This window comes from Salarchaeum japonicum, assembly GCF_020614395.1.
GTDB lineage: Archaea > Halobacteriota > Halobacteria > Halobacteriales > Halobacteriaceae > Salarchaeum > Salarchaeum japonicum.
On sequence record NZ_CP085324.1, the window covers coordinates 1,060,014 to 1,085,358 of the forward strand.

Genomic DNA, 25,345 nt, shown 5'->3' on the forward strand with positions numbered 1-25,345 from the left:
AGGACGACCAATCATCGCGTGCCGACGCACAGGCGCTTTTCTCGCCGACGTGTCGGCACAGATTGGCGTCCACGTCCGCCACACCGCGTCCACCCCTTTCCCGGCGTCCACCCGCCGGGAACCCCCACCTCCTCCCGCCACTCACACGACCTCGTAGTGCGCCACGTCCTCCTCCCACCGCGACAGTAACTCCCGGGCCGCCGCGGGCACGTGCGCCGACTCGTACTCCTCACCCGCGAACGCCCGCACCGCGTCGTAGTCCGCGAACCGAATCACCGTCACGAACTCCACCTCGCCGTCCAGCGACCGCCGCAACACCTCGCCGCCGAGACAGCCCTCGATACCGGATTCCGCGTCCGGAAGCACCTCCTCGGTCACGAACGCCTCGTACTCGTCTGCCGACGCCGGCTCCGTGTACCCGTACCAGACACGCGCAATCATACCCCCGCCTACGAACCCGGGGCTTGTCGAACCAGCGAAATAGAAGGCGCGATTCGATACGGCCTGCCGGTGGAGCGCTCGACGGAACCGACTCGGGTAGTCACTCGCTCTCGTCCCACCCAGTCGGGGTTCCCGGCATAGTCTCGAAACTGACCCCGTCCGTGCCGAACGATACGTACAGTGGGTCGTGTGGGTCGCGCCACGTGTAGGTCGCGGACGGCCCGTTCTCGACACGCACACTGACGGTGTACGTGCCGCCCCACGTGATTTTATTCTGTGCGGTCGGGTTCCAGTGTTCGGCGGGCGGGATTGCGCGTGTGGCGTCTATCTGGACGTAGTCACTGTCCGTGGGGCCGACGGTGAGCGTAACGCGCCGCGTCGTATCGGTGTCGTTCGTAATGTACACGTCCGTTGCGCCCGACCCGCCCATCTCGATACAGCCCGTCCCCGAGACGAGTGCTATCGACGCGACACTGCCGAGAACTGTTCGTCGAGCGAACCGGGGTTCCGCGCGCGGTTCCGAATCGTTCGGGTTCATCCTATCGGAACCACACTCCCCATAGTTTCTAACGCGTTTCCGTAGCTTAAAATTCGTTTTGAGCGTCCCGCGGCCGCTCCCTGTTCCCAGTACAGCCCGCTACGACCGTATTTCGTCCCACACGCCCCACGCGATGAACACGTAGAGAACCAGGAGACCGCCGAGGAAGAACATGGCGAACGGGGCGGTGAACACGCCGCTCCCGCTCGGTGACGCGGAGAGTTCCGCGGTTCTGAAGAACACGTACCCCGTGGACAGAACGAGGACAGTAAACGAACTCAGAACGCGCTTCACGAGCTCTACGAGACTGTTCTTTCGGTCTTCAGTCCCGACGAAGACTGCGATCGGTTCGTCAGCGGGCGCGTACACGTTCATCTCGCGCCCCTTCTCGGAGTATTCGGTGCCCGCGACCCGCACAACACCCGTGTCTTCGAGGTTCGACAGATGGTACGAGATCGTCTGCAGCGAGAAGCCCGTCCGCTCCTGGAGCTCGCTGGGTGTGGCTGGCTCCGAGTAGATACTGGAGAGTATTGTTCGCGCCGTGTCTGAACCGAGCGCATCGAGCACCTCACTCGTCTCGTCGTCATCGACGCCGAAAACCCGTAGCTCCCCTTCCTGCTGGGCGTCGACATCGTCGTTCGAGGACGGAAGGAGGGACATACTCGAAGTGTATCTACCGTCTCGGCACTCCCCCAAATATATCCCCCGTATCCCACTCAGCCGAGAAGCCGATAGCCCTGACGCACGAGGCGCTCAGTCGTCCTCGGTTTTGATGTCCGCTGAGAGCCCCTGGGCCATCTCGATGTCCTTGCTGTTGTTGAGCGTCCAGGCGGTGCGTTCGGTGACGGCTTCGATGACTTCGCGGGCGCTCGGGTAGCCGTTCCCGGACTTCTTCACGCCGCCGAACGGGAGGTGGACTTCCGCGCCGATACACGGAAGATTGCCGTAGGCGAGGCCGACTTCGGCGTTGTCCCGGAAGTAGTTGATCTGCCGGTAGTCCTCGCTGATGACCGCGCCGGCCAATCCGTACGGCGTGTCGTTGTGGATTTCGACGGCGCGCTCGATGTCGCCCGAGTATTCCATGAGGGCGACGTGCGGGCCGAACACTTCCTCTCGGATGCACCGGAGGTCGTCGGCGTAGTCGATTTCGTAGACGAACGGCCCGACCCAGTTCCCGTCCTCGTGGCCGTCGGGAATCTCGTCGGCGTCGAGGTCTGCGCGGTCGACGAGGACGTTCGCGCCCTCCTCGCGCGCGAGCTCGTTCCCCGCCGTGATCTTCTCGACGTGCTCGGGTTCGATGGCGGGCCCCATGAACGTCGAGTCGTCGAGCGGGTCGCCGACCGCGACCTGTTTCGCCTTCTCCACGAAGCGTTCCTTGAACTCGTCGTAGACGTCCTCGTGGACGACGAGGCGCTCCGAGGAGACGCAGCGCTGGCCGGTGGTCTTGAACGAACTCATCACCGCGGAGTGGACGGCGACGTCGAGGTCTGCCTTCTCCGTGATGACGATGCCGTTCTTCCCGCCCATCTCGCAGGCGGCGAGTTTGCCGGGTTCGCCGCCGACCTTGGAGGCGATTTCGTGACCGACTTCCGCGGAGCCGGTGAAGAGCACGGTGTCGATGCCGTCGTCGTCCACGATGCGCGCGCCGGCGTCACCGAAGCCCTGCACCATGTTGAACACGCCGTCGGGGATGCCGGCGTCCTCGAACATCTCCGCGATAATCTGGCCGCACCACGGCGTCTGCTCCGCGGGCTTCCAGACGACCGTGTTCCCCTCGACGAGGCTGACGGCCATGTGCCAGAACGGGATGGCGACCGGGAAGTTCCACGGCGTGATACATCCCACGGTGCCGCGGGGTTTCCGCCGCATGTAGGCGTCCTTCGACGGGATCTCGGAGGGAACCACGTCGCCGTGGGGGTGGCGGGCGTTCCCGGCCGCCCACTCGACCATGTGCCACGCCTCGGTCACGTCCGCCTTCCCCTCCGAAATCTCCTTCCCGCACTCCTTCGTGACGACCTCGCCGAGTTCCTCGTGGCGGTCGCGGAGCTCGTGGTAGATGTCCCAGAGGTACTCCGCGCGGTCGATGTAGGAGAGCGCCTGCCACTCCTCTTCGGCGTTGTTTGCGGCGTCGATTGCGGCGTCCACGTCCGCGTCCGTGCCGCGTTCGAACTCGCCGAGCGTCTCGCCGGTCGCGGGGTTCGTGCTCTCGAACGTCTCCGAGCCGTCGCCCGAAACCCACTCGCCGTCGATGTAGTGCTTGTAGGTACTCATCTCGGCAAAACCTGCGCGGTCTGGGAGTAAAAAGATAGGGACTTCTGCGTGGAACTGGCCGTTTCGACGAGGGACCCAGTATGGAACTCTCCGCATTTGTCCGCACGATCGCATCCGTGCTCACCGGACTCGGTGCCGTCCTCATCGTCCACCGCATCAAGCAGAACAGCCGTCAGTTCCGGCGGGACTTCGAGGACGAGCTCACGCGTGAGTACCGCGAACTCACGAAGGAGATGCCGGTGGAGATGCTTCTCGACGAGTCGAAGCCGCTGACCGAATCGGAGTTAAACCTCCTCTACAACTACGTGGACTTAACGAACGAACAGGTGTGGTTACGCCGAGAGGGGCGCGTTTCGCGGGAGACCTGGCTGAACTGGCGGGATGGGATCCGGTCGAACTTTCGACGGGAGAACTTCCGGCGGGGATGGGCGGTGATCTACTGGCGGACCGGAGAGGGGACGTTCGAGGATCTCGCGACGTTCTTCGAACGGGATTCCCCCGGTGACCCATACGACCCGTATCAGACGGCGTGAATTACGCGGCGGCCGACTCGATTTCGCCCTTGAGCGCGCCGGCGTCGAAGTCGTGGTCGGGCCGGATGTTCACGAAGTCGAGGAACTCCCAGGCGTCGAGGAGGTCGGTGGCGTCGTAGTGCTCGCACGCGGCGGCGACGGCGACGCTCGCGCCGACGAGCGGTTCGAGCACGGCGAGCGCGCACGCGAGGTCGTAGGCGCGCGCCGCGGCCTCCCGGCCCTCGCGGACGTTCGTCGCGTCGATGAAGTAGAGGTCGCCGTCGGAGACGAGGACGTTCTCCCCGCGGAGGTCGCCGTGCGCGACACCGTGGTCGTGCATCGCGCGGAGGCCCGCGAACAGCTCGGGCGCGTACGCCTCGATGTTCGCCGGGGGGAGGTCGTCGAGCGGCGTGAACTCGGGGAGGTATTCGAGGACGAGCACGCCCATGTCGTCGAACTCGAACACGTCCACGGGTTCCGGGACGTTCAGTCCGGAGTCCCGCATGCGTTCGGTGGCGTCGTACTCGTAGGCGGCCATCGCGTACGCGTCCTCGAACTGCTCGAAAAAGCCCTCGGTGCCCGAGGAGAACACGCCGAGGTTCCGCATTCCCGTGAACAGCGCGTGCACGGTCGCGTTCTGGGGCGTGACGACCTTCACGAAGTACTCGTCGTTCACCACGAACGGCGTCGAGAACCAGTTCTCCGCGTCGAGGAACGCCACGCGCACCGGCGACTCGCCGTAGCGCTCGCCGAGCTCGCGGGCGAGGGCTTCCAGCCGGTTCCAGGGAACCGTGCCGCGGACGAACCGCCGAACGCTCATACCGATACCTGGCTCGCGCGCCCCATATGCTTCCCGCCTCGCCGGGCCGTCCGGTGTGTTTATACTCTTGGTGGCAAATTTTGACGCATGGATTTCAGCGTCCCCGACGAACACCGGATGATTCGGGACACCGTCCGCGAGTTCTGCGAGGAGGAAATCGAACCCATCGCGCAGGACATCGAGGACGACCACCGGTTCCCCGCCGAAATCTTCGACGCGCTCGCCGACCTCGACATGCTCGGCGTCCCCGTCTCCGAGGACTACGGCGGGCTCGGCGCGGACTACCTCACGTATTCGCTCGTCGCGGAGGAACTCGGCCGCGTCTCCGGCTCCATCGGTCTCTCGTACGTCGCGCACACCAGCCTCGCCTCCAAACCCATCGAGCTGTTCGGCACCGACGAGCAGAAGGAGCGCTGGCTCCGCCCGCTCGCCGAGGGCGACTACCTCGGGTCGTGGGCGCTCACGGAACCCGGGAGCGGGAGCGACGCGAGCGACATGGACACCACCGCCGAACGCGACGGCGACGGCTACCGCATCAACGGCACGAAGCAGTTCATCACGAACGCCTCCGTCGCCGGGTCGGTGCTCGTGAAGGCCGTCACCGACCCCGACGCGGGCTACGACGGCATCTCCACGTTCATCGTCGACCCCGACGAGGACGACGGCTTCGAGGTCACGACCGAGTGGGAGAAGATGGGACTGAACGCCTCCCCGACCTGCGAAATCGTCTTCGACGACCTCTACGTCCCCGAGAACCGCCTGCTCGGCGCGGAGGGCGAGGGCTGGAAACAGACGATGAAGACGCTCGACGGCGGCCGCATCAGTATCGCCGCGCTCTCCACGGGCCTCGCGGAGGGCGCGTACCAGGCCGCGCACTCCTACGCGCAGGAGCGCGAGCAGTTCGGCAAACCCATCTCGAAGTTCGACGCCATCCGCGACAAAATCGTCAACATGTACCGGCGCACCGAACGCGCCCGCCTCCTCACGCACAAGGCCGCCACCGAGTACGACAAGGGCGAGAGCGTGAGCACGGAGTCCGCGCTCGCGAAACTCGACGCCTCGGAGGCCGCGCGGAAGAACGCCGAGGACGCCGTCCAGACCCTCGGCGGCTACGGCTACACCACCGACTTCGCCCCCCAGCGCTTCTACCGGGACGCCAAACTCATGGAAATCGGGGAAGGAACGAGCGAAATCCAGCACATGGTTCTGGGCCGCGAACTCGGCCTCTGACCTGGTGGACTCTGCAAGGGCGAGCGAACAGAGTGAGCGAGGGCTTGCGAGCGGGACGAGCGAAATCCAGCACGTGGTTCTGGGCCGCGAACTCGGCCTCTGACCCTAGAAGCCGACCGCGTGACCGTCTTTTCTCGGGTCTGAGCCGCCGACGAGGGTGCCGTCGTCGTCCCGCCAGACGACCTGGCCGCCGCCCCAGTGACCGCCGGCGTCGAAGAACGTGTCTTCGTCCACGACGCGGTGGCCGCGGCCTTCGAGGTTCGTCACCACGTCGTCGGGAATCCGGGTGGTTTCGAGCGCGACCCGGTTGTCCGCGAGCCAGCGGAACCGCGGCGCGTCCAGCGCGGCCTGCGGGTTCAGTTTCGCACGGAGGTTCGCGACGACCTGGAGGTGGCCCTGCGGTTGCATCGACCCGCCCATCACGCCCCAGGACGCGCGGAACTCGCCGTCCTCGCGGAGCATCGCGGGAATGATGGTGTGGAACGGGCGCTTGCCGGGTTCGAGGCTGTTCGCGTGGGCGGAGTCGAGGCTGAACGAGTGGCCGCGGTTCTGGAGCGCGAACCCGCCCGTGGTGAGCGCGCTCCCGAAGTTCATGTAGATGGAGTTGATGAAGGAGACGGCGTTCCCGTCGCCGTCCACGACGGTGAGGTAGACGGTGTCGGCGTGGTCGCCCGCCTTCGCGTCGCGGACGCTCGCGCGGTGGCCGATTTCGCGGGCGCGTTCCGCCGCGTACGACTCCGAGAGCATCGTCTCCAGCGGCACGTCGTAGGTGTCGGGGTCGGTGATGTGCTCGTAGCCGTCGGCGAACGCTATCTTGACGGCCTCGATGAGGTGGTGGAGGCGGTCGGGGTTCGTCGGGTCGTCGGGGAGGTCGAACTCGCTCGCGACGTTCAGCGCTTCGAGCGCGACCGTCCCCTGGCCGTTCGGCGGGTGTTCGAGGACTTCCAGGCCGCCGTACTCGGTGCTGATGGGGTCGGTCCACTCCGGGCTGTACGCTTCGAGGTCGGAGACGGCGAGTTCGCCGCCGTGTTCGCGCACGGTCTCCACGACCCCCTCGCCGATGGGGCCGCCGTAGAACGCGTCGATGCCCTCCGACTGGATTCGTTCGAGGGTGTCCGCGAACGCGGGGTTTCGGAGGGTGTCCCCGGCCTCGTACGGGTCGTCGTCCCCGTCGAGGAAGGTCTCGGCCGTCTCGTCGTACTCGCGGATTCGGGGGGCGGCCTGCGCGAACTGGCGGGCGACGAACTCGCTCACGGGCACGCCCTCCCGTGCGTACTCGACCGCGGGTTCGAGGAGCGCGCCGAGGCTCCGGGTGCCGTAGCGTTCCGCGAGCGCGTCCCAGCCCGCGAGCGCGCCCGGAACCGTGACCGGAAGCCCGCCGTCGGTCGGCATCGCCGGGTCGCCGCTCTCGTCGGTCGCGTCCGTGCGTTCGCGGTACGTCTCGATGTCCGCGCCGTCGGGTGCGGGGCCGCTCGCGTTCAAGGCCTCGTACTCGTCGTCGAACTGCGTGAGCGCGAACGCGTCCCCGCCGATACCCGTCATGTGTGGCTCCACGACGTTCAACACGGCCGCGGTCGCGACCGCCGCGTCCGCCGCGTTCCCGCCGTCTCGGAGGACGGAAAGGCCTGCCTGCGCGGCGACCGGATGGCTCGTCGCGACCATCCCGTTTCGCGCGTGTACGGCCGACCGCCGCGACTCGAACGCCCAGGGGTACTCGAAGTCCATACCGGCCTCTCGACGCTCGCCCCCAAAAGTCCACGCGCGACGGACGCGCTTGCCGGGACGCGGAAGGCTTCTTGACGACGGCGCGAGACACTCGCCTATGGAGTACACGACCCTCGGCGACACTGGCATGGAGGTCAGCCGCATCTGCCTCGGATGCATGAGCTTCGGCACCCCGGAGTGGCGCGAGTGGGTGCTCGACGAGGACGAGAGCCGGGAGATAATCGAACGCGCAATCGACCTCGGCATCAACTTCTTCGACACCGCGAACATGTACTCGAACGGCGAGTCCGAACGCGTGCTCGGGGACGTCCTCTCCGAGTACGACCGGGATTCGCAGGTCGTCGCCACGAAGGCGTTCTTCCAGATGGACGACGACAACCCGAACGCGGGCGGCCTCAGCCGGAAAGCCATCGAGCAGGAACTCGCGAACTCCCTCGACCGACTGGGGATGGACACTATCGACCTCTACCAGATTCACCGCTGGGACTACGACACGCCAATCGAGCAGACGCTGCGCGCGCTCGACGACGCCGTCCGCCGCAACCAGGTGCGGTACATCGGCGCGTCCTCGATGTGGACGCATCAGTTCGCGGACGCGCTCCACGCGAGCGACAGCCTCGACCTCGAACGGTTCGCGACCATGCAGAACCACTACAACCTCGCGTACCGCGAGGAGGAACGCGAGATGCTCCCCTACACCCAGAAGGAAGGCGTCGGCGTGCTCCCGTGGAGTCCGCTCGCGCGCGGCTTCCTCACCCGCCCCCACGAGGACATCGACGCCACCCGCCGCGGCGAGACGGAAGAACACATGTACGAACACCCCTACCGGGAGGGCGGCGGCCTCGAAATCAACGAACGCGTCGAAGAACTCGCCGACGAGAAGGACGTGACGATGGCGCAAATCAGCCTCGCGTGGGTGCTCCACAAGGACTGGGTGGACGCTCCCATCGTCGGCACCACGAGCGTCGAACACCTCGAAGACGCCGTCGAAGCCCTCGACATCGAACTCAGCGACTCCGACATCGACTACCTCGAAGAACCCTACCAGCCCGTGCCCGTCAGCGGCCACCAGTAACGAAACGAGCGGTGGCGGTACGGTGGCGGTACGGTCACGGTGCGGTCGCGGCGCGGTCGCGGCGCGGAGATTTCGATTCGGTGTTCTTCCGGTCGCCGGCGGCGACCGGTCTTTTTGGTCCAGATTTTTGCGGGGAGTGGGTCGCCGCCGGCGACCCCGACCCGGAAAAAGGTGGGCGTTTAGGGCCAGTTCCCGTTGCCCGTGTACGCGTCTACGACGCGTTGGATGGCGACGACGTAGGCGGCGGTGCGGAGGCTGGGGAGGTCGAGGGTTTCGTAGGCGTGGGTGAGTTCGTCGAAGGCGTCGGTGATGACGCGTTCGAGTTCGTCGTTGACGCGGTTTTCGGTCCAGGAGAAGCGCTGGCGGTTCTGCACCCATTCGAAGTAGCTGACTGTGACGCCGCCGGCGTTCGCGAGGATGTCGGGGACGACGGTGATGTCCGAGTCCTGGAGGACATCGTCGGCGTCGGGGGTGAGGGGGCCGTTCGCGGCTTCGACGATGACGTCGGCCTGTACGTCGCGGGCGATGTCTTCGTCGATGGCGTTTTCGAGGGCGGCGGGGACGAGGAGGTCGACATCGAGCGTGAGGAGGTCGCGGTTGGTGAGTTCCTCGGCGTCGTCGTAGCCGGTGACGTGCCCGGAGTCGTTCTTGAACTCCTTGACGGCGACGGGGTCGAGCCCCTCGGGGTCGTGGATTGCGCCGCTTGAGTCGCTGACGGCGACGACGGACGCGCCCTGTTCGTCGAGGAGTTTCGCGGCGATCCAGCCGGCGTTCCCGTAGCCCTGGACGGCGACGGTCGCGCCGTCGAGGTCCGTATCGAGGTAGTCGAAGACCTCGCGTGCGGCGAACATCACCGAGCGACCGGTGGCTTCGACGCGGCCCTCGCTCCCGCCGTTCTCGATGGATTTTCCGGTGATAACGCCGGGTTCAGTGGTGTTTTCGAGTTTCTCGTAGGTGTCCTTTATCCAGTTCATCTCGCGCTGGCCGGTGTTCACGTCGGGCGCGGGGATGTCCTTGTCAGCGCCGATGAACGGCCGGACTTCCTTCGCGAACGACCGCGTGAGGCGTTCGAGTTCGTCCGCGGAGTGCTCGCTGGGGTCGACGACGATGCCGCCCTTCCCGCCGCCGTAGGGGATGTCGACGACGGCGCACTTGTACACCATCCATCCGGAGAGGGCTTTCACTTCGTCGCGGGTGACGCCGGGGTGGTAGCGGATGCCGCCCTTGTAGGGGCCGCGGTCGCCGTTGAACTGGGAGCGGTAGGCGCGGAAGGACTCGATGCTGCCGTCGTCCATGTCGACGGTGAGGTTCGTCTCCAGCACGCGCTCGGGGTTCTTGAGTCGTTCGAGCACGTCGTCGCCGACGCCGTCGGGGAGGAAACCGGCGGCGTCCTCGATTTGCTCCTGCAGGTTCTCGAACGGATTGGACTCGCTCATCGACTGAACGAACCCCTCCGCTCCGAATAAACGTGATGGCTTCGGTATGGTAACATGAGATATTAGGTGTTTAATTATCTGCGTCGGCGCGGGCGACGATGCGCTCAGCCTGCGCGACCAGCGGCGCGTCCACCATCTCGCCGTCCACGCGGAACACGCCCCGCCCCGACTCGTCCGCGTCCGCCTTCGCCGCGAGCACGCGCTCCGCCCACTCCACGTCCGCGGGATCGGGGCGGAACGCGTCGTGAATCGGCGCGACCTGCGCGGGGTGGACGGCCATCTTCCCGTCGTAGCCGAGGCCGGCCGCGAACGCCGTTTCCTCGCGCAAGCCGTCGCCGTCCTCGATGTCCGTGTAGACGGTGTCGATGGCGTCCACGTCGGCGGCCGCCGCGGCGAGGACGACGTGCTCGCGCGCGTGCAGCACCTCCGTCCCCTCGTCGGTTCGGGTCGCGCCGATGTCCGCGGAGAGGTCTTCCGCGCCGAACGCCACCGCCTCGGTCGCGTCCGCCGCCGCCACCTCCTGCGCGTTCAGCACGCCCTCGGCGGACTCCACGAGCGCGAACACGGCCGCGTCCACGTCGTGTTCGCCCAGTAGGCGTTCGAGCGTCCGCACGTCGTCCGCGGACGCGGCCTTCGGGAGCATCACGGCATCGACGTGGTCGGACGCGGGCGCGAGCGCCGCCACGTCGTCGTCCGCCGCGACCCCGACGGGGTTCACGCGCACGCACACCTCGCAATCGGGGCGGAACGCCGGCGACGTCAGCACGTCCGATACCGTCGCGCGCGCCACGCCCTTCTTGTCCGGCGCGACAGCGTCTTCGAGGTCGAACACGAGCACGTCAGCGCCCGACTCGGGGGCCTTCCGCATCATCCCCGGCTGGTCGCCGGGCGTGAACAGGAGACTGCGTCGAACCATACCGCGAAAAAACACCGACGCGGCTTAGGTGTCGCGGCGGGCGAACAGCGCCACCGCGAGCGCGGCAATCACCGCGGCCGCCACGCCGAACCCGGGCGTACTCCCGCTGGACTCGGTCGTCTCAGTCGTCGTCTCTGTCTCCGTGATGGCCGCCGTCGTTCCCTCGGTCGTGGGGTCGTCGGCGTTCACGGTCGTGGTCGTCGTCTCCGTCGAGTTCGCGGCGGTCTCGGTCACCGCGAGCGCCGCGACGGCCGACCCGCCGCTCGACTGGTGGTTCACGTCCACGGGCACCTCGTACGTCCCCGCGGGGCCGTTCGCCACGTCCTCGTACACGACGACCAGCTGGTCGCCGAGCGAGAGGTCGTAGTTCCCGCCGAGGCCCACGGTCACGACCTGGCCGTCCCCGCCGACGCTCACGCTACTCACGTCGTCGGAGACGTTCACGTCCACGGTCGTCCCCGCGCTGTCGTTCCCGCGGTCGATACCGATCTTCACGACGTCGTTCTGCCCGACGGTACTCGCGTCAACGCCCGTCCCGCGGTAGTCTATCTGGAAGCCCGTCCAGGACGACCCGTCGTTCGCGCTCCCGACGACCGCCATCGCACCGTGCGTCACGCTCGCGTTCGGCGCGGCCGGCATCGACACGACCGACGCCTGCCGCGCACCCGACGCGTCCTCCGCCGTCGTCGTACTCGTGGTAGTCGGTTCCGCCGTGGTGGTCGGCTCCGCGGTCGTGGTCGGCTCCGCCGTGGTGGTCTGCGTCGTCGTGTCGTCACTCGTCGTCGTCGTTGTCGTGGTCGTCGTGGTGGTCGTTGTCGTGGTCGTCGTGGTGGTCGTGTCGGACTCGATGGTCAGCGTCGCGGACGTTTCGCCGCCGCTCGACTGGTAGTTCACGTCGAGACCGACCGTGTACGTCCCGGCGCTCGGGTTCTGCACGTCCTCGTACACGACGACGACCTCGTCGCCCTCGCCGATGTTGTAGTTCCCGCCGAGGCCGACGGTGAGCGTCTCGCCGTTGCTGTCGGCGCTCACGCTACTGAGGTCGTTCGAGACGTCCACGTCGATGGTGTCTCCCGCGGCGTCGTCCCCGCGGTCGATGCCGATCGTCGCCACGTCGTTCTGGCCGACGTCACTCACGTCCGTCTGTTCGTACGTGATTTCGAGGCCGGTCCACGACGACCCCGCCGCGCCGCCGTCCACGGTGGCGGTGACGGTGTGCGTCGCGGTCGCGTCCGGCGTGTTCGGGTCGGCGATGACCGACCCGTTGGTCGCCGCGACGGCCGCGCCGGCGATGAGGCCGACGGCGAGCAACGCCGCGAGAAGAGCGCTCGTGCGCGTCGAGAGTGAGGGCATATCTGTTACATTATGGCTCTCTGACACCGAAAAGGGTGGTGGCCGTTCGAACCGGCGGGGTTTTTCTCCCCGACTCGCGACCACCCCGGTATGCCCGGGAAGTACTACGAGGAGTTCGCGGTCGGCGAGACCATCGAACACCGGAAGTCCCGCACCGTCAGCGAGTCCGACAACCAGCGGTTCTGCGACATGACGATGAACCAGCAACCCCTCCACCTCGACGCCGAGTTCGCCGGCGACACCGAGTTCGGCGAACGCCTCGTCAACGGCCTCTACACGATGAGCCTCGCCGTCGGCCTCACGATTCCGGATACGACGGACGGCACCATCGTCGCGAACCTCTCCTACGACAACGTCGAACACCCCACGCCCGTGTTCCACGGCGACACCATCACCGCCCGCAGCACCGTCACGGACAAACGCGAGACCAGCGACGGCGAACGCGGCGTCGTCACGATGCACGTCGAAGCCCTGAATCAGAACGACGAGGTCGTCTGCGAGTTCGACCGCACCGCGCTCTCCCTCAAGAAAGAACACGCCGAGTAATCGCCGTCGAGCAGGAGTTTAGTTGTCGTCTTCGCGCCAGGTGTGCTCGCACTCCGTGCACACGAAAAAGCGCGTCTCGGACTCGTCCGCGCTCCGAATCTGCTGCATGTACCAGTACGCCTCGTCGTTCCCGCACTCGGGACAGCGCGCTTCCGTGGTCGGGAGGCCGGCGTTCTCGCCGTCCGTCTCGATGATGTCGCTCGCCTCCTGTTCCTCGGAGAGCACGTAGTTCGCGTCGGGGTCTTTCGGCTGTTTGTGCCCGCAGGAGTCACACACCCAGAGGTCGTCCTCCGCGTGCATCATCGAACCGCAGTCGTCGCAGAATTCCATGCCCGCCCTAGCGAGCGTCGTCAGTTAAGCCCCCCGACTTAGCCCTCCCCCTCGGACTGCCCGGGTTCCCCGACCGCCTCCGTCGGGAGGTTGTTTCGAATCTCGGCGTCGAGCATGCTCGGGTCGTCGAACACGTCCTCGTCGGAGCGCTCCACCACGTCCCCGAGCGGCTCCTCGCCGTCCGCGTACTGGAGGACGTACCCGTCGAGTTCGGAGACGGCGTCCCCGTGCGTCATCGGATACGGTAGGTCGGCGAGCGCGTCGTCGAGCTCGTTCAACTTGATACGCGTTACCATACTGGGGCGTCGCGGGCCTCCGCCTTAGTTCTTAGTCGAAATCGGGGTCGCGGTCTTCGAGGAACGCCGCCATGCCCTCGCGCTGGTCGGACGTGCCGAACAGGCCCGCCCACGTGCGGCGCTCGAAGTCGAGGCCGGCGTCGAGCGTGGTGCGGTGGCTCTCGTTGATGGCTTCCTTCGCGGCGGCAAGCGCGAACTGGGGTTGCGCCGCGAGGTCGCGCGCGAGGCTGTGCGCGTGGTCGCGAAGCTCGTCGTGCGCGATGACGTCGCCGACGAGGCCTTCCTCGTAGGCGTCGGTGGCGTCGATGCGGTCGCCGAAGTAAATCATGCGGCGCGCGGTCTCGTCGCCGACGAGCCGGGGGAGGCGCTGGGTGCCGCCCCAGCCCGGAATCACGCCGAGGTCGATTTCGGTCTGTCCGAGCACGGCGCGCTCGGACGCGACGCGGAGGTCGCAGGCGAGCGCGAGTTCGAGGCCACCGCCGAACGCGTAGCCGTTGATGGCCGCGACGACGGGCGCGGGGAACTCCTCGATGGCGCGCGTGAGGTCGTGGCCCTTCCGCGCGTACGCCTCCGCCTCGGCGGCCCCGATGTCCGACATGTACTCGATGTCCGCGCCCGCGACGAACGCCTTCTCGCCCGCGCCCGTGAGCACGACGGCGCGGGCGTCCCGGCGCGCGGCGTCCGCGAACGCGTCCGCGAGCGCGTCCAGCGTCGCCGCGTCAACGCTGTTCAGGCTCTCCGGACGCGTCACCGTCACCGTCGCCACGCCCTCCGAGACGTCGAGTTCGACGAGGTCGCTCATACCTCGGAACACGGCGACGGACTGCATAACGGTTGGGTTCGGGGCTTTCAGAAGGCCGAAATACCCCCGCGGCGAGATACCGGGTATGAGTCTCTCCGAGGAGGCCCGCGAGCGCCTCGCCGACATCGTGGAACTCCAGCCCACGAAGAACAAGACGCTCCAGGAGCGCTGGGGGATGGAGTCGGGGAGCGAGGTTCACCAGTTCCTCGAAGGCGAACTCAAGGACTACTACTACCGCGACGAGGACAGCCTCATCCGCGCGACCGCGGAGGCGCGCGCCCTCGTCACCGGCGAGGACGTCGGGGAGGACGACCCGCTCCGCGTCCACCTCAGCGACCTCGAACAACAGATCCTGGAAGTGCTCGCCGGCCCCGACGAGCGCTCGCAGAGCGTCGTCAGCGTCCTCCACGACCTCGAAAACGAGTTCGACGAGGCGTTCGACACGGGCGAGGTGCGGCGCGCGCTCCGCACGCTCGAACGCAAGGGCGTCGCCGACCTCATCTATCGAACCGTGCCGACGTTCCGCCTCGCCGTCCCCCGGGACGCCGTCGAACTCGCCGACTAACCCCGTCGCTCGCGTTCTCTCCGGTCGTCCAGCACGCGCTTCACTGTCTGCCCCGGCCCGCCTTCGATGGGCCAGCCCCGCTGTCGCCACTGCGGGGGTTCGGGCGAGAACTCGGGACACGACCCCGCGCACTCGCCCGCGGTCTGCTCGCGTCCCTTCGCGCGACAGTACGGCACGTAGCCGTCGCCCGCCCGCCGGAGGTCGAAGTGCCGGCAGTCGGGCCGCATCGTGTCCACGTACGACCGCCAGCCGCGCTCGTACGCGCGCTCCGCGAGCCACGACCGGAGCTTCGCCTTCCGCTCCGCCGGGACGTACTCGAACTCGCAGGCGTCGCTCCCCCGGTCGAGAATTCTGGTGCCCGGTCGCGCGGGGTCGAGCGCTCGCGGATGCCAGCGCACGTCCAGGTCGCCGTCCTCGAACACGAGGATGCCCGCTTCGACCGGCATCTCCTCGTAGAGGGCGCGGTCGCCCGACTCCGTGGCGACCCAGACCTCGTCCGCGAGCCCGAGCGCAACGTCGCGCTCCAGTTGGTCGGAGAGAGCGCGCGCCGCCGACGCGTCCAGGTCGGGCTTGTTCTCCACCGCGACGATGCGCTCCACCCAGTCCGGGTACGCGTGTTTCCGGCGGAGTTCGATGCGGCCGCCGCGCTTTCGCTTTTCCAGCACGCCGCGGGCCGCGCCGCGGTGGATGGTCTCGCGGACGTACCGCCACGGCACCTCGCCCTCCGGGAGCGCGTCCCGGTAGTACTGCCAGTCCGCGGGAGCGTGCCGACACACGAACAGGAGGTTCGGGTCGAGGCGCGTCCCGCCGAACCGGGCGCGCGCCGCGAACCCCTCCGGGTCGACTTCGAGAATCAGCGTGTCCCAGCGCCGCCGCTGCGTCCCGAGCTGGCGCGCGACGAAGAACTCGGTGTCCCGGTCGTCGAGCGGCCAGTCGGCTTCGAGCGCCGCGCAGACGCGGAGTTCGAAACTGAACTCCGCTGGCACGCTACCCCTCCTGTTCGACGCCCGCCTCGCCGTCCGCGTCCGCGTCGGCGTCCTCGGCGAGCGCGTCGTCGATGAACTCGTGGGCGTCCCGGAGGATGTCCCGCGGGCCGTCCTGCGTGATGGTGTTCACCGCCTGCTCGTAGTCGCGCCACTGGAGGTCTGAGTGTTCGCTGGACAGTTCTGCCGAGGCCTCGTACGACTTCGCGATGAAGAGGTGGACGGTCTTGTGGATGCGGTCGCCGCCCGCCTCGAACACGTAGTCGTAGTCGTCGCGGAAACCGTCGAGGAGTCTGAAGTCCTCGATACCGGCTTCCTCCTGAACCTCACGGATAGCCGTCTGCTGGAGTTCTTCGTCCCCCTCGACGCCGCCCTTGGGAAACTCCCAATCGCCGGGCCGGCTCTTGAGGAGGAGGTATTCGCGCCGGCCTCGCGTATCCCGAAAGAGGATCGCACCGGCGCTGGTTGCTTCAACCGTCATTACGTTATGTTACTTGTCTCCGGGTTAAGTGAATGTCGGACCCGCGCGACCCCGTGGCACGCGAGGGCGAAGGCACACGACTTTTCACGGTGGACTGCATCGTACCGTATTACCCAGTTCCAGCCATGACCTTCGTAACCAAGCTCACGTTCACGAGCGGGGACCGAGACACCCTCGAACGGGTCGTCCGGGACATCCGCGACAACGTACGACGAAAAGGCGCAGAGATCAAGGGCCCGCACTCGGACACGCCCGAGAACTACTACGTCTCTCAGTACAAATCCCTCGACGGGGACGAGTCAGACCAGTACGGCGCGTGGAACTACACCGTCTACCAGCGCCGCCTCGAAATCCACGGCCACGACGACCTCGCGCGCCGCGTGATGGAACGCGACCTCCCCGCAAGCATCCGCATGGAAGCGGACATCGAACGCGTTCAAGCGGTCGGCTCCACGGCATAACTTCTCACGACGCCCCGACCCCACACGTGGGGAGGGTGCGGCCAACCGAATCCGATAGCACCGCGAACAGACACCAGAGCGACGCCTCCGACAGCGCCGCTGTAACGGAGACGGCGGGCGGTTTCGACGATAGCGTTCGGACGAACGACCGAGTTCTCCGGACCGCGTTCGTCCGGTTCACTCGCAGCTTCGCCGAGATATTTTTATTGCCAGAACGCGGAGCGCTCTCGCCCTTTTTAGTCGAGGTTTTTGCGGCGAGCGGGTCGCGGAAGGCGACCCCGAGCCGTAAAAAGTCCGTTAGAAGGCGTTCGCTTCCGCCGTGATGTCCGCGTGCAGTTCCTCGCGGAGGGCGGAGTGGACGTGACAGATGTCCTCGCCGCGCGCGACGATGTCGTCGAGGTCGTCCTCGGGGACGTCGGCTTCGACCTTGATGTGGAAGCGGATGGCTTCGAGGTCGTCGTCGTCGTCCAGGTCGGCTTCGGCGTCGATTTCGATTTTGCCGAGGTCGTCGTAGTCGCGCTGCTGGCCGCCGACGCGGAACGCGGGAATGTAGCAGGACGCGTAGTCCGCGACGAGGGTGGCGTTGGGGTTCGGGCCCTCCTGGTCGGTGGCGTCGATGGTGAGTTCGAAGTCGCCGATTCGGGAGCGCGTGACGAAGCCCTCCTCCGAGGTGCTGGTGATGTCGATGTCCGTCATTGCGTTCGAGTGGTCGCCCGGAAAATAGGTAAGCGTTGTCCCTTCGGTACGCGTGGCCTCGACTCGGGCGCGCGACCGTCAGAGGGGGAAGGTCTCGTCGCCGTCGAGCACGTGGACTTCGGCGTCGCTCCCGGTGGCTTTGACTTCCTTCACGAAGTCGTCGGTGTCGATTTCGATGGGCGGGAAGCTATCGTAGTGCATCGGGAACGCGTGGTCGACGTCGAGCCAGTCCACGGCGACGGCGGCCTGCCAGGGCCCCATGGTGAAGTGGTCGCCGGCGGGGACGGCGGCGGCGTCGGGTTCGAGGTAGGGCGCGATGACGTCCTTCATCTCGGAGTGCAGGCTGGTGTCGCCGGCGTGGTAGAACGTCGTGGAGTCCTCGTCGGCGACCTGCGTGGGTTTCGTGTCCGAAATCACGAACCCGGCGGGCATCCCGCCGGTCGCGCCGTAGTCGGTGTCGATGCCGTTCGAGTGGTCGGCGCGAACCATCGTGACGAAGGCGTCGCCGGCCTCGAACGTGCCGCCGAGGTTCATGCCGGTGCCGTCCTCGACGCCGTACTCGTCGGTGAGGTAGCTGATGATTTCGGGCGTCGAGACGAAGTGCGCGCCGCGGAAGCGATCCGAGTCGGCGATGTGGTCTGCGTGGCCGTGCGTCACGAGGACGTAGTCGGGGTTGAGTTCCTCGGGGTCGGTGTCCGTCTTCGGGTTGTCGAAGAACGGGTCGATGAGGAGGCTCGTGTCGCCGACTTCGACGCCCCAGGTCGCGTGGCCGTACCAGGTGAGTTCCATTGCGGCCGTCGATACGGACGTGCGACCCATAAATCGTACCGCCGACGCTCGGTCTTCTGTTTCCACAACGCTTACGCCCCGCGTCTCGAACGCGTAGGTATGCATCACGTCCGATTCCGCGATCCCGCGGGCGCAGTCAGAGACGGCGAGTACCACGGCGACGAAGTGTCCTTCGGCGGCCGAACCTACGACATCGACGACGTGGAGGTTCTCCCGCCGACCGACCCGACGAAGGTCGTCTGCGTCGGTCGGAACTACGCGAAGCACGCCGAGGAGCGCGGTGAGGACGTCCCCGACCGCCCCCTGCTCTTTCTGAAGCCGCCGAACGCCGTCACCGGCCCGGGCGCGACCGTCACTCTCCCCGAGGGCAAGTACTGCGAGCACGAGGCCGAACTCGCCGTCGTCATCGGGAAGGAGGCGAAGAACGTGGACGCAGAGAACGCAGAGGAGTACATCGCGGGCTACACCGTCGCGGACGACGTGTCGAACCGCGACGACCAGGACGCGGAGAAGAACTGGGTTCGCGGGAAGGCGTTCGACGGCGCGTGCCCGCTCGGCCCCGTCCTCGCCGACCCCGAACACCTCCCCGAGGACGCCTCGATTTCGCTCCGCGTGAACGGCGAGACCCGCCAGGACTCCAGCATCGAGCACTTCATCTTCGAGATTCCCGAGCTCGTCGAGGAGATCACGAGCTACCTCACGCTCGAACCCGGCGACGTAGTCATCACGGGGACGCCCGAGGGCGTGAACGAACTCACCGACGGCGACCGCGTGGAGGTCGAAATCGAGGGCGTCGGCACCCTCGAACACACCGTCGAGCGCGCCTGAGCTAGATTCCGGGGACGCCGAACGCGTCGAACTCGTCCTCGAACGCGCCGAAGGATTCCGCGAACGCGAGCACGACGACGAGCGTGAGCCACGCGACGAGCGTGATGAGCGCGGCGTTCACCCAGCCGCCGGGGTAGCGGTGTTTGACGACCCAGAGGTAGGCGAGGAAGACGAGGATGGGGCCGAGGAGGGGAATCCAGCCGAGGAACGTCGCGGTTATCGCCCAGACGATTGCGCCGACCAGCGCGGTGACGACGGCGTGACTGTAGTCGTCAACGCCGGCGACGACGCGCCCGCCGACGTAGATGCCGAACCCGCCGACGAGGAGGCTGACGACGAACAGGACGAGACCGCTCGTGAGTGGTGCCATATGCGGTCGAAGGACGGCCGACTACTTAAACGAGGTTGCCGGCGAGCGCGGCGGCGTCGAGCAGGAGAAGGACGCCGACGAGCGCGGCGGCGAGGAGGAACGGCCGCGCGTTCTCCGCGGGCGTGCGAACCTTCCCGGAGTCGGCGGCGTCCGTCAGCCGGGAGACGCCGACTTCGACGAGGCCGGTGAGGACGAACCAGAGGACGACCATCGTGAGGACGAGGTGGCTGTTCGGGTCGTCCGGGAACCGGCTGGTGTAGTCGAGGACGCTCCAGAGGCCGATGCCGGAGAGGAGCATCAGCGCGCTGGAGACGCGGTTGATGGTGCTGAGCTTCCCGGCGACGGCGGCGAGCACGCCCGGGGAGGCGTCGCCGGCGCGGCCGAGCGGGAGAACGGCGTACGCCGCGAACAGGACGCTTCCCGTCCAGAGCGAGGCGAACACCAGGTGGAACGCGTACAAGGCTGTCTCGGTGAGTGCCATACCCATCCTGGGGGCGGCGGCGACTTGAAACCCGCCGGGACTGACTTTGCGCGGGCGTCCGAACCACGGGTATGGTCGCGCGAATCGTGGTTGACGACGACCCGAAGTACGACCCGAGCGCGTTCGAGCGCGCCGTCCCGGACGCCGCCGTCGCCGTGGGAGACCTCGACACCGCGGCGGGCCTCCGGGCGCACGCCGACGCGGACGTGTGGGTGACGCCGAGCACCGCGCCCGTCACCGCGGACGTGCTCGCGGACGCGAGCGTTCGACTGATAGCGCAACCGAGCATCGGCGTGGACAACGTGGACGTGGCGGCCGCGGCGGCGCGCGGCGTGACGGTGGTGCACGCCGCGGACTACTGCGTGGACGAGGTGGCGACGCACGCCCTCAGCCTCCTGCTCGCGTGCGTTCGAAGCGTCCCCGCCTACGACGCGAGCGTCCGCGACGGCGAGTGGGACTGGCGGGTCGGCGCGCCCATCCACCGGCTCGCGGGCGCGACCGTCGGCCTCGTCTCCTTCGGCCCCATCGCCCGCGCGTTCCGCGACCGCCTCCGCGGGTTCGACGCCGACGTGCTCGCCTACGACCCCTACGTGGACGCCGACGTGATGGCGCGCGAGAACGCGGAGAAAGTCACGTTCGAGGAGCTCACCGCGCGCGCCGACCACGTCAGCGTGCACGCGCCCCTCACGGACGAGACGCGCGGCCTCGTCGGCCGGGACGCCCTCGCCCGCCTCCGGGACGACGCGGTGGTCGTGAACGTCGGCCGCGGCGGCGTCGTGGACGAAGCCGCGCTGGTGGACGCGCTCGAATCCGGCGACATCGCCGCCGCCGGCCTCGACGTGTTCGAGACCGAACCCCTCCCCGCGGAGTCCGCGCTCCGCGACCGGGACGACGTGGTGTTGACGCCGCACGCCGGCTGGTACTCCGCGGAAGCGATGGCCGACGCGAACGAGTCCGTCGCCGCGGACGTGCGGCGGTTCCTCGACGGCGAGACGCCCGCGGGACGCGTCGACCCGGACGCCGACTGGCTGTAGGGAGGCTTAAGGCCGCCCGGGCGCTCGGTTCACCCATGCACCCACGGGACCTCTCCGACCACGTCGAGTACCAGGCGGGTCGGGGAATCGAGGAGGTCGCGCGCGAGCTCGGCCGCGACCCCTCGGAGTTCGTGAAGCTCGCGTCGAACGAGAACATGTTCGGCCCAAGCCCGCTCGGAGCGGAGGCCGTCCGCGAGACCGCGACCGACGTTCACCACTACCCGACCGCCGACCACGCCGACCTCGTCGCGCGCATCGCCGACGAGTGGGACGTGACGGACGACCAGGTCTGGCTCGCGAACGGCGGGGACGGCGCGCTCGACTACCTCGCGCGCGCCACCCTCGAACCCGGCGACGACGTGCTCGTGCCCGACCCCGGGTTCTCGTACTACGGGATGACCGCGCGCTTCCACCACGGCGGCGTTTCGACCTATCCGGTCGAGCGCGACGACGGCTTCTCGCTCACCGCGGACGCCGTCCTCGACGCCTACGACGGCGAGCGCGTCGTCTTCCTCACCAGCCCCCACAACCCCAGCGGCGGCCGGTTCACGCTCGACGCCGTCGAGGAAATCGCGGAGGAGACGGACGAGGAGACGCTGGTGGTCGTGGACGAGGCGTACGGCGAGTTCACGGACGCGCCGACCGCAATCGACCTCGTGCGAACCCGGGACGGCGTCGCCGGGTCGAACCCGGCGGCCAGTCGCGCGAAGCGCGACGACGTCGTGGTTCTGCGGACGTTCTCGAAGGCGTACGGGCTCGCGGGCCTCCGCCTCGGGTACGCGGTAGTGCCCGAGGCGTGGGCGGACGCGTACCGGCGCGTGAACACGCCGTTCGCCGCGAACCTCGTCGCGTGTCGCGCCGGGCTGGCCGCGCTGGAGGACGACGAGCACGTCGAGCGGACGGTCGAGACCGCGGCGTGGGCGCGCGAGTACATGACCGAGCACATCGACGCGCGCGTGTTCGAGAGTCACGGGAACTTCGTGCTCGTCGAAGTCGGGGACGCCGCGGCGGTCGCGGACGCCCTGAAGCGCCGCGGCGTCATCGTCCGCGACTGCACGAGCTTCGGGCTGGACGACTGCATCCGCATCACGTGCGGCACGAAGGAGGAGACCGAGACCGTCGTCGCGGAGCTGAACGAGGTGCTCGCGGAGTGAGAGTCGCGGTTACGGGTACGCCGGGGACGGGGAAGACGACGGCCACCGACCTCGTGGACGCCGACCTCGACGTGATTCACCTGAACGACGAAATACGCGAGCGCGGCCTCTACACCGAACGCGACGAGGAACGGGACAGTCTCGTCGTGGACGTGGACGCCGCCCGCGAGTGGCTGGACGGCCGGGACGACGTGCTCGTGGACAGCCACCTCGCGCACTACTTCGACGCCGACATCTGCATCGTCCTGCGCTGTCACCCGCGCGAACTCGACCAGCGGCTCCGCGAGCGCGGCGAACCCGAACCGAAAGCCAGGGAGAACGCTGAATCCGAAGCGCTCGACGTGATTCTCGCCGAGGCGGTCTCCGAGTTCGGGGAGAACCGCGTCTACGAGATAGACACGTCGAACCGGCCGCCCGAAGAAGTCGCGGGCGACATCGAAGCCGTCATCGCGGGCGACCGCGACCCGAGCGCGGGCCGCGTGGACTTCACTGACTACCTATGACGCTCGATCAGTACCGCTCGCTCGCCTCGCGCATCCTCCGCCCGTTCGTCCGCCTCTCGGTCAGACTGAACCTCACTCCGGACGGCATCAGCGTCGCCGCGTTCGCGCTCGCCGTGCTCGCCGCCGGCGCGTTCTATCGGGCCGGCCCCGGCCCCGACTGGTGGTACGGCGTCGGCGCGCTCCTCGTCCTCCTCAACGGGATGCTCGACCTGCTCGACGGAGCCGTCGCGCGCGAACTCGACACGGACAGCCCCGCCGGCGACCTCCTCGACCACGTCCTCGACCGCTACGCCGACATCGTCATCCTCGCCGGCCTCGCCGCCGGCATCGAACAGTACGCGCTCGGGTTCGCCGCCGTCACCGGCGTCCTGATGACCTCGTACCTCGGCACGCAGACCGAGGCCGTCGGCCTCGAACGCCAGTACGGCGGCCTCCTCGGGCGCGCCGACCGCCTCGCGCTCGTCTGCCTCACCGGCGGCATCTCGGTCGTCGTCCCCGTCGTCGCGGACGTGAGCGTCGTCGCGTGGCTGCTCGGCCTGTTCGCCGTCGTCGGCCACCTCACCGCCCTCCAGCGATTCCTCGGCGCGTGGCGAGACCTCCAGTAACCGGCGGCGTGCGTTTTAAGCCGCTCCCGGAGCTAGATTCTCTATGGTTCAATGCGAGATGTGTGGCGCGGAGACGGCGTCCCCCAAGACCATCAAGGTCGAGGGCGCGGAACTCGACGTCTGTGACGACTGCGCCGACTTCGGCACCGAAGTGAAGACCCAGTCGTCGTCCGCTACGTCCACCAAGTACTCCACGTCCTCCAGCAGTTCCTCGGGCGGCTCCAGCGGCTCCAGCGGCTCCTCCGGCGGGTCGTCGAACACGCGCCGCCGCGACATGTTCGACGAGATGGAGGAGGTCGCGTCGGACTACGACGACCGAATCCGGAACGCCCGCGAGTCCGCCGGCCTCAGCCAGGAGGAACTCGCGAAGGAAATCAGCGAGAAAGCCAGTCTGGTGCGGAAGCTCGAACGCGGTGCGATGCTCCCGAGCGACAGCGTCCAGAAGAAACTCGAAAAACGCCTCTCCATCACGCTCACCGAGTCGTCGAGCGGCGACGACGACTGGGAGTCCGAGAGCGGGGGCTCCGGCCTCACCCTCGGCGACATGGTCAAACGGAAGGACTAACCGCCGTTCTGCGCGCTCGTCTCCTGCTCGACACCCATCGCGTCGAACAGTTTTCGCTTCACCGCCTCCTCCGTCAGCGTGAGGAGGGTTTCGCGGTTCTCCTCCGAGGACTCGATGCCCGTGAAGATGCCGAGCGGAATCTCCGCGGACGCCTGCGTCGAGTGCCCCGCGGCCTCCCCGATGTCCGTGAACGCGTCCTGCAGCACCTTCCCGATGTTCAACCGGATGTCCTTCGAGCGCGCCGCGAGGTAGATGGTGTCGTCCACGATACCGAACACCGCCGTCGTCGTGATGCCCTCCAGGTTGAGGAGTTGCTGGGCGGCCTGCGCGAGCGCGTCCCTATCCCGAATGAACCCCGCGTCGCTGACGAGGTGGCTCCCCCGAACCTCGCGGTTCGTGATGGCTTCCGCGAGCACGTCCAGGGTCTCCGGACTCATGTTCGGGGATTCGACCTGTTCGAGCGTGTCGTGGTCGGCGAACGGATACAGGTAGGCCGCCGCGGTGAGGTCCGCGGGCGTCGTGTCCCGCCGGAAGTCGAGCGTCTCGGTTCGAATCCCGTACAACAGTGCGGTGGCGACCGCCTGGTCGACGCTCAGGTCGAACTCCTGGATGTACTTCGTGAGAATCGTCGATGTCGAGGAGACGTTCGGCCGCACGTCCACGAACTCCGCTTCGACCTCGCCCTCCGTCTCGTAGTGGTCGATGTAGATGTCCACGTCCGCATCGACCTGCAGTTCGCCCGCCTTCGCGGGGTCGATGAGCGCGACCGTGTCGTACTCAGAGATGTCCACGCTGTCGTACGGCGTGAGTTCGAGTTCGAGCAAGTTCACGAACGCCCGGTTCTCCTGGTGGCCGATGTCGCCGAAGTAGAGGATGTCCGCTTCCGCGCCGAGGTGTTCCGCGATAGACCGCAGCGCCGCCGCGGACGCGATGGAGTCCGGGTCGGGGTTGTCGTGCGTCAGAATCGCGAGCTTGCTCGTCGACGCCGTGATGACGTCCGCGAGCTGGCGGGCCTTGTACTCCAGTTCGCCGGATTCGAGCGCGCGGAGCGCCGCGTCCGCGATGACGTTCGACGGATTGATGACCACGTCCGCGCCCAACTGCGTGAGCTCGTCCGCCGTCACCGGGTCGCTCGCCCGCGCGACCACGAACTGGTCTTCGTTCCGGTCGCGGATGTTCTCCACCGCGGCCTCGTTCGCCTCGATGTCCGAGGACATGATGAGCACCACGTCCCGGTCGTCCACGAGCTCCGCGACCCCGTCGTCCCGGATGTCGGCGGCTTGCGCGTTCAAATCCTGGTCGCGCAACGCCTCCACGCGCGACTCGTCCTTGTCCACGATGAGCACGTCCTTCCCCCGCTCGACGAGCTCCTCCGCGACGGAGTGCCCGACGCTCCCGCAGCCGAGAATCGCGTACGTGGACATCGACGAAATCGTAGCCCGGCTACTCATGTACGAACGCGTACCCCCCGGCCGTACTTAGTCCTCCCGACAGCCCCCGAGAACCACCCACACGCGACCCCCAGAAGGAAACCTATTT

31 protein-coding genes are annotated in these 25,345 nt (G+C 67.5%); 12 read left to right on the forward strand and 19 right to left on the reverse strand.

All coding sequences use genetic code 11. From position 1 onward, the window contains the following. Positions 1-141: 141 nt before the first annotated feature. From LI334_RS06065 to LI334_RS06080, 4 genes are all read right to left on the reverse strand, one after another. Entirely contained in the window at positions 142-441 is a 300-nt protein-coding gene (locus LI334_RS06065) for an antibiotic biosynthesis monooxygenase family protein (protein ID WP_227262276.1), read from the reverse strand. Positions 442-541: 100 nt separating this feature from the next. Continuing rightward, the gene (locus LI334_RS06070) at positions 542-979 is read right to left on the reverse strand and encodes a hypothetical protein (RefSeq protein ID WP_227262277.1); all 438 of its coding nucleotides are present in this window, start codon (positions 977-979) and stop codon (positions 542-544) included. Between the two features lie 99 nt (positions 980-1,078). Continuing rightward, positions 1,079-1,639: an ArsR/SmtB family transcription factor gene (locus LI334_RS06075; RefSeq protein ID WP_227262278.1), complete on the reverse strand. Its 561-nt coding sequence runs from the start codon at positions 1,637-1,639 to the stop codon at positions 1,079-1,081. 93 nt (positions 1,640-1,732) lie between these two features. After that, positions 1,733-3,250: an aldehyde dehydrogenase family protein gene (locus LI334_RS06080; protein ID WP_227262279.1), complete on the reverse strand. Its 1,518-nt coding sequence runs from the start codon at positions 3,248-3,250 to the stop codon at positions 1,733-1,735. A gap of 80 nt (positions 3,251-3,330) precedes the next feature. On the opposite strand from LI334_RS06080, the gene LI334_RS06085 reads away from it, so the two are divergent. Beyond that, positions 3,331-3,783 carry a hypothetical protein gene (locus LI334_RS06085; RefSeq protein ID WP_227262280.1) on the forward strand — a complete coding sequence of 151 codons (453 nt, stop codon included), beginning with the start codon at positions 3,331-3,333 and terminating at the stop codon, positions 3,781-3,783. A 1-nt stretch (position 3,784) separates the two neighbouring features. Here LI334_RS06085 and LI334_RS06090 read toward each other — a convergent pair whose 3' ends face one another. After that, complete coding sequence (locus LI334_RS06090; protein WP_227262281.1) at positions 3,785-4,582, reverse strand: RIO1 family regulatory kinase/ATPase domain-containing protein; 798 nt, start codon at positions 4,580-4,582, stop codon at positions 3,785-3,787. 87 nt (positions 4,583-4,669) lie between these two features. On the opposite strand from LI334_RS06090, the gene LI334_RS06095 reads away from it, so the two are divergent. Beyond that, on the forward strand, positions 4,670-5,812 hold the full coding sequence (locus LI334_RS06095) for an acyl-CoA dehydrogenase family protein (RefSeq protein ID WP_227262282.1): 1,143 nt from the start codon (positions 4,670-4,672) through the stop codon (positions 5,810-5,812). A gap of 105 nt (positions 5,813-5,917) precedes the next feature. Here LI334_RS06095 and ggt read toward each other — a convergent pair whose 3' ends face one another. Then, positions 5,918-7,537: a gamma-glutamyltransferase gene (gene ggt, locus LI334_RS06100; protein ID WP_227262283.1), complete on the reverse strand. Its 1,620-nt coding sequence runs from the start codon at positions 7,535-7,537 to the stop codon at positions 5,918-5,920. A 97-nt stretch (positions 7,538-7,634) separates the two neighbouring features. Between ggt and LI334_RS06105 the strand changes: the two genes are divergently transcribed. After that, positions 7,635-8,612, forward strand: a complete 978-nt coding sequence (locus tag LI334_RS06105) for an aldo/keto reductase (protein ID WP_227262284.1) — start codon at positions 7,635-7,637, stop codon at positions 8,610-8,612. A gap of 179 nt (positions 8,613-8,791) precedes the next feature. Here the strand turns inward: LI334_RS06105 and LI334_RS06110 are convergent, their stop codons facing one another. The 3 genes from LI334_RS06110 to LI334_RS06120 form a co-directional block, all read right to left on the reverse strand. After that, entirely contained in the window at positions 8,792-10,048 is a 1,257-nt protein-coding gene (locus tag LI334_RS06110; protein WP_227262285.1) for a Glu/Leu/Phe/Val family dehydrogenase, read from the reverse strand. Between the two features lie 70 nt (positions 10,049-10,118). Then, positions 10,119-10,964, reverse strand: a complete 846-nt coding sequence (locus LI334_RS06115; protein ID WP_227262286.1) for an HpcH/HpaI aldolase/citrate lyase family protein — start codon at positions 10,962-10,964, stop codon at positions 10,119-10,121. A 24-nt stretch (positions 10,965-10,988) separates the two neighbouring features. Beyond that, positions 10,989-12,317 (reverse strand): PGF-CTERM sorting domain-containing protein, encoded by a 1,329-nt coding sequence (locus LI334_RS06120; RefSeq protein WP_227262287.1) that lies wholly within the window; start codon positions 12,315-12,317, stop codon positions 10,989-10,991. A 90-nt stretch (positions 12,318-12,407) separates the two neighbouring features. On the opposite strand from LI334_RS06120, the gene LI334_RS06125 reads away from it, so the two are divergent. Continuing rightward, a complete protein-coding gene (locus tag LI334_RS06125; RefSeq protein ID WP_227262288.1) occupies positions 12,408-12,863 on the forward strand; it encodes a MaoC family dehydratase in 456 nt (151 codons plus the stop codon). An 18-nt stretch (positions 12,864-12,881) separates the two neighbouring features. Here LI334_RS06125 and LI334_RS06130 read toward each other — a convergent pair whose 3' ends face one another. Genes LI334_RS06130 through LI334_RS06140 form a run of 3 tightly spaced genes read right to left on the reverse strand, consistent with a single transcriptional unit; the run spans position 12,882 to position 14,291 of the window. Further along, the gene (locus LI334_RS06130; RefSeq protein ID WP_227262289.1) at positions 12,882-13,193 is read right to left on the reverse strand and encodes a transcription factor S; all 312 of its coding nucleotides are present in this window, start codon (positions 13,191-13,193) and stop codon (positions 12,882-12,884) included. Between the two features lie 38 nt (positions 13,194-13,231). Further along, positions 13,232-13,489 (reverse strand): DUF5789 family protein, encoded by a 258-nt coding sequence (locus LI334_RS06135; RefSeq protein WP_227262290.1) that lies wholly within the window; start codon positions 13,487-13,489, stop codon positions 13,232-13,234. A 31-nt stretch (positions 13,490-13,520) separates the two neighbouring features. Beyond that, the gene (locus tag LI334_RS06140) at positions 13,521-14,291 is read right to left on the reverse strand and encodes an enoyl-CoA hydratase/isomerase family protein (protein ID WP_227262291.1); all 771 of its coding nucleotides are present in this window, start codon (positions 14,289-14,291) and stop codon (positions 13,521-13,523) included. Between the two features lie 85 nt (positions 14,292-14,376). Here LI334_RS06140 and LI334_RS06145 point away from each other — a divergent pair, with 85 nt between their 5' ends. Beyond that, entirely contained in the window at positions 14,377-14,856 is a 480-nt protein-coding gene (locus tag LI334_RS06145; RefSeq protein WP_227262292.1) for a DUF5797 family protein, read from the forward strand. Here LI334_RS06145 and LI334_RS06150 read toward each other — a convergent pair. Further along, on the reverse strand, positions 14,853-15,842 hold the full coding sequence (locus LI334_RS06150; protein WP_227262293.1) for a DUF5787 family protein: 990 nt from the start codon (positions 15,840-15,842) through the stop codon (positions 14,853-14,855). The genes LI334_RS06145 and LI334_RS06150 overlap by 4 nt on opposite strands. Position 15,843: 1 nt before the next feature. Next, positions 15,844-16,320 carry a bis(5'-nucleosyl)-tetraphosphatase gene (locus LI334_RS06155; protein WP_227262294.1) on the reverse strand — a complete coding sequence of 159 codons (477 nt, stop codon included), beginning with the start codon at positions 16,318-16,320 and terminating at the stop codon, positions 15,844-15,846. 125 nt (positions 16,321-16,445) lie between these two features. On the opposite strand from LI334_RS06155, the gene LI334_RS06160 reads away from it, so the two are divergent. After that, positions 16,446-16,781: an uS10/mL48 family ribosomal protein gene (locus LI334_RS06160; protein WP_227262295.1), complete on the forward strand. Its 336-nt coding sequence runs from the start codon at positions 16,446-16,448 to the stop codon at positions 16,779-16,781. A gap of 297 nt (positions 16,782-17,078) precedes the next feature. On the opposite strand, the gene LI334_RS06165 is transcribed toward LI334_RS06160, so the two are convergent. Together LI334_RS06165 and LI334_RS06170 are read right to left on the reverse strand one after the other, a co-directional pair. Then, entirely contained in the window at positions 17,079-17,477 is a 399-nt protein-coding gene (locus LI334_RS06165; protein WP_227262296.1) for an OsmC family protein, read from the reverse strand. A gap of 78 nt (positions 17,478-17,555) precedes the next feature. Further along, positions 17,556-18,266 carry a metal-dependent hydrolase gene (locus LI334_RS06170; protein WP_227262297.1) on the reverse strand — a complete coding sequence of 237 codons (711 nt, stop codon included), beginning with the start codon at positions 18,264-18,266 and terminating at the stop codon, positions 17,556-17,558. Positions 18,267-18,365: 99 nt separating this feature from the next. Between LI334_RS06170 and LI334_RS06175 the strand changes: the two genes are divergently transcribed. After that, complete coding sequence (locus LI334_RS06175; protein WP_227262298.1) at positions 18,366-19,094, forward strand: fumarylacetoacetate hydrolase family protein; 729 nt, start codon at positions 18,366-18,368, stop codon at positions 19,092-19,094. 1 nt (position 19,095) lies between these two features. Here the strand turns inward: LI334_RS06175 and LI334_RS06180 are convergent, their stop codons facing one another. Together LI334_RS06180 and LI334_RS06185 are read right to left on the reverse strand one after the other, a co-directional pair. Beyond that, on the reverse strand, positions 19,096-19,464 hold the full coding sequence (locus tag LI334_RS06180) for a hypothetical protein (RefSeq protein ID WP_227262299.1): 369 nt from the start codon (positions 19,462-19,464) through the stop codon (positions 19,096-19,098). 25 nt (positions 19,465-19,489) lie between these two features. Next, positions 19,490-19,945, reverse strand: a complete 456-nt coding sequence (locus LI334_RS06185; protein WP_227262300.1) for a transporter — start codon at positions 19,943-19,945, stop codon at positions 19,490-19,492. Positions 19,946-20,016: 71 nt separating this feature from the next. On the opposite strand from LI334_RS06185, the gene LI334_RS06190 reads away from it, so the two are divergent. The 5 genes from LI334_RS06190 to LI334_RS06210 are packed head-to-tail and all read left to right on the forward strand — an operon-like array spanning position 20,017 to position 23,806. Further along, positions 20,017-20,979 (forward strand): NAD(P)-dependent oxidoreductase, encoded by a 963-nt coding sequence (locus LI334_RS06190; RefSeq protein ID WP_227262301.1) that lies wholly within the window; start codon positions 20,017-20,019, stop codon positions 20,977-20,979. A 35-nt stretch (positions 20,980-21,014) separates the two neighbouring features. Beyond that, positions 21,015-22,133: a histidinol-phosphate transaminase gene (hisC, locus tag LI334_RS06195; RefSeq protein ID WP_227262302.1), complete on the forward strand. Its 1,119-nt coding sequence runs from the start codon at positions 21,015-21,017 to the stop codon at positions 22,131-22,133. Continuing rightward, positions 22,130-22,636 carry an adenylate kinase family protein gene (locus LI334_RS06200; RefSeq protein WP_227262303.1) on the forward strand — a complete coding sequence of 169 codons (507 nt, stop codon included), beginning with the start codon at positions 22,130-22,132 and terminating at the stop codon, positions 22,634-22,636. The genes hisC and LI334_RS06200 overlap by 4 nt, the downstream gene beginning before the upstream one ends. Further along, positions 22,633-23,241 (forward strand): CDP-alcohol phosphatidyltransferase family protein, encoded by a 609-nt coding sequence (locus LI334_RS06205; RefSeq protein WP_227262304.1) that lies wholly within the window; start codon positions 22,633-22,635, stop codon positions 23,239-23,241. The genes LI334_RS06200 and LI334_RS06205 overlap by 4 nt, the downstream gene beginning before the upstream one ends. A 43-nt stretch (positions 23,242-23,284) precedes the next feature. Beyond that, complete coding sequence (locus LI334_RS06210; protein WP_227262305.1) at positions 23,285-23,806, forward strand: multiprotein bridging factor aMBF1; 522 nt, start codon at positions 23,285-23,287, stop codon at positions 23,804-23,806. On the opposite strand, the gene LI334_RS06215 is transcribed toward LI334_RS06210, so the two are convergent. Further along, on the reverse strand, positions 23,803-25,257 hold the full coding sequence (locus LI334_RS06215) for a DHH family phosphoesterase (protein ID WP_227262306.1): 1,455 nt from the start codon (positions 25,255-25,257) through the stop codon (positions 23,803-23,805). The genes LI334_RS06210 and LI334_RS06215 overlap by 4 nt on opposite strands. Positions 25,258-25,345: the final 88 nt, after the last annotated feature.

What these genes read in the sequence shown, in the direction of transcription:
- LI334_RS06065 (WP_227262276.1), bottom strand. Translation starts at nt 441, where the DNA reads ATGATTGCGCGTGTCTGGTACGGGTACACGGAGCCGGCGTCGGCAGAC.
- LI334_RS06070 (WP_227262277.1), bottom strand. Translation starts at nt 979, where the DNA reads ATGAACCCGAACGATTCGGAACCGCGCGCGGAACCCCGGTTCGCTCGA.
- LI334_RS06075 (WP_227262278.1), bottom strand. Translation starts at nt 1,639, where the DNA reads ATGTCCCTCCTTCCGTCCTCGAACGACGATGTCGACGCCCAGCAGGAA.
- LI334_RS06080 (WP_227262279.1), bottom strand. Translation starts at nt 3,250, where the DNA reads ATGAGTACCTACAAGCACTACATCGACGGCGAGTGGGTTTCGGGCGAC.
- LI334_RS06085 (WP_227262280.1), top strand. Translation starts at nt 3,331, where the DNA reads ATGGAACTCTCCGCATTTGTCCGCACGATCGCATCCGTGCTCACCGGA.
- LI334_RS06090 (WP_227262281.1), bottom strand. Translation starts at nt 4,582, where the DNA reads ATGAGCGTTCGGCGGTTCGTCCGCGGCACGGTTCCCTGGAACCGGCTG.
- LI334_RS06095 (WP_227262282.1), top strand. Translation starts at nt 4,670, where the DNA reads ATGGATTTCAGCGTCCCCGACGAACACCGGATGATTCGGGACACCGTC.
- ggt (WP_227262283.1), bottom strand. Translation starts at nt 7,537, where the DNA reads ATGGACTTCGAGTACCCCTGGGCGTTCGAGTCGCGGCGGTCGGCCGTA.
- LI334_RS06105 (WP_227262284.1), top strand. Translation starts at nt 7,635, where the DNA reads ATGGAGTACACGACCCTCGGCGACACTGGCATGGAGGTCAGCCGCATC.
- LI334_RS06110 (WP_227262285.1), bottom strand. Translation starts at nt 10,048, where the DNA reads ATGAGCGAGTCCAATCCGTTCGAGAACCTGCAGGAGCAAATCGAGGAC.
- LI334_RS06115 (WP_227262286.1), bottom strand. Translation starts at nt 10,964, where the DNA reads ATGGTTCGACGCAGTCTCCTGTTCACGCCCGGCGACCAGCCGGGGATG.
- LI334_RS06120 (WP_227262287.1), bottom strand. Translation starts at nt 12,317, where the DNA reads ATGCCCTCACTCTCGACGCGCACGAGCGCTCTTCTCGCGGCGTTGCTC.
- LI334_RS06125 (WP_227262288.1), top strand. Translation starts at nt 12,408, where the DNA reads ATGCCCGGGAAGTACTACGAGGAGTTCGCGGTCGGCGAGACCATCGAA.
- LI334_RS06130 (WP_227262289.1), bottom strand. Translation starts at nt 13,193, where the DNA reads ATGGAATTCTGCGACGACTGCGGTTCGATGATGCACGCGGAGGACGAC.
- LI334_RS06135 (WP_227262290.1), bottom strand. Translation starts at nt 13,489, where the DNA reads ATGGTAACGCGTATCAAGTTGAACGAGCTCGACGACGCGCTCGCCGAC.
- LI334_RS06140 (WP_227262291.1), bottom strand. Translation starts at nt 14,291, where the DNA reads ATGAGCGACCTCGTCGAACTCGACGTCTCGGAGGGCGTGGCGACGGTG.
- LI334_RS06145 (WP_227262292.1), top strand. Translation starts at nt 14,377, where the DNA reads ATGAGTCTCTCCGAGGAGGCCCGCGAGCGCCTCGCCGACATCGTGGAA.
- LI334_RS06155 (WP_227262294.1), bottom strand. Translation starts at nt 16,320, where the DNA reads ATGACGGTTGAAGCAACCAGCGCCGGTGCGATCCTCTTTCGGGATACG.
- LI334_RS06160 (WP_227262295.1), top strand. Translation starts at nt 16,446, where the DNA reads ATGACCTTCGTAACCAAGCTCACGTTCACGAGCGGGGACCGAGACACC.
- LI334_RS06165 (WP_227262296.1), bottom strand. Translation starts at nt 17,477, where the DNA reads ATGACGGACATCGACATCACCAGCACCTCGGAGGAGGGCTTCGTCACG.
- LI334_RS06170 (WP_227262297.1), bottom strand. Translation starts at nt 18,266, where the DNA reads ATGGAACTCACCTGGTACGGCCACGCGACCTGGGGCGTCGAAGTCGGC.
- LI334_RS06175 (WP_227262298.1), top strand. Translation starts at nt 18,366, where the DNA reads ATGCATCACGTCCGATTCCGCGATCCCGCGGGCGCAGTCAGAGACGGC.
- LI334_RS06180 (WP_227262299.1), bottom strand. Translation starts at nt 19,464, where the DNA reads ATGGCACCACTCACGAGCGGTCTCGTCCTGTTCGTCGTCAGCCTCCTC.
- LI334_RS06185 (WP_227262300.1), bottom strand. Translation starts at nt 19,945, where the DNA reads ATGGCACTCACCGAGACAGCCTTGTACGCGTTCCACCTGGTGTTCGCC.
- LI334_RS06190 (WP_227262301.1), top strand. Translation starts at nt 20,017, where the DNA reads ATGGTCGCGCGAATCGTGGTTGACGACGACCCGAAGTACGACCCGAGC.
- hisC (WP_227262302.1), top strand. Translation starts at nt 21,015, where the DNA reads ATGCACCCACGGGACCTCTCCGACCACGTCGAGTACCAGGCGGGTCGG.
- LI334_RS06205 (WP_227262304.1), top strand. Translation starts at nt 22,633, where the DNA reads ATGACGCTCGATCAGTACCGCTCGCTCGCCTCGCGCATCCTCCGCCCG.
- LI334_RS06210 (WP_227262305.1), top strand. Translation starts at nt 23,285, where the DNA reads ATGGTTCAATGCGAGATGTGTGGCGCGGAGACGGCGTCCCCCAAGACC.
- LI334_RS06215 (WP_227262306.1), bottom strand. Translation starts at nt 25,257, where the DNA reads ATGAGTAGCCGGGCTACGATTTCGTCGATGTCCACGTACGCGATTCTC.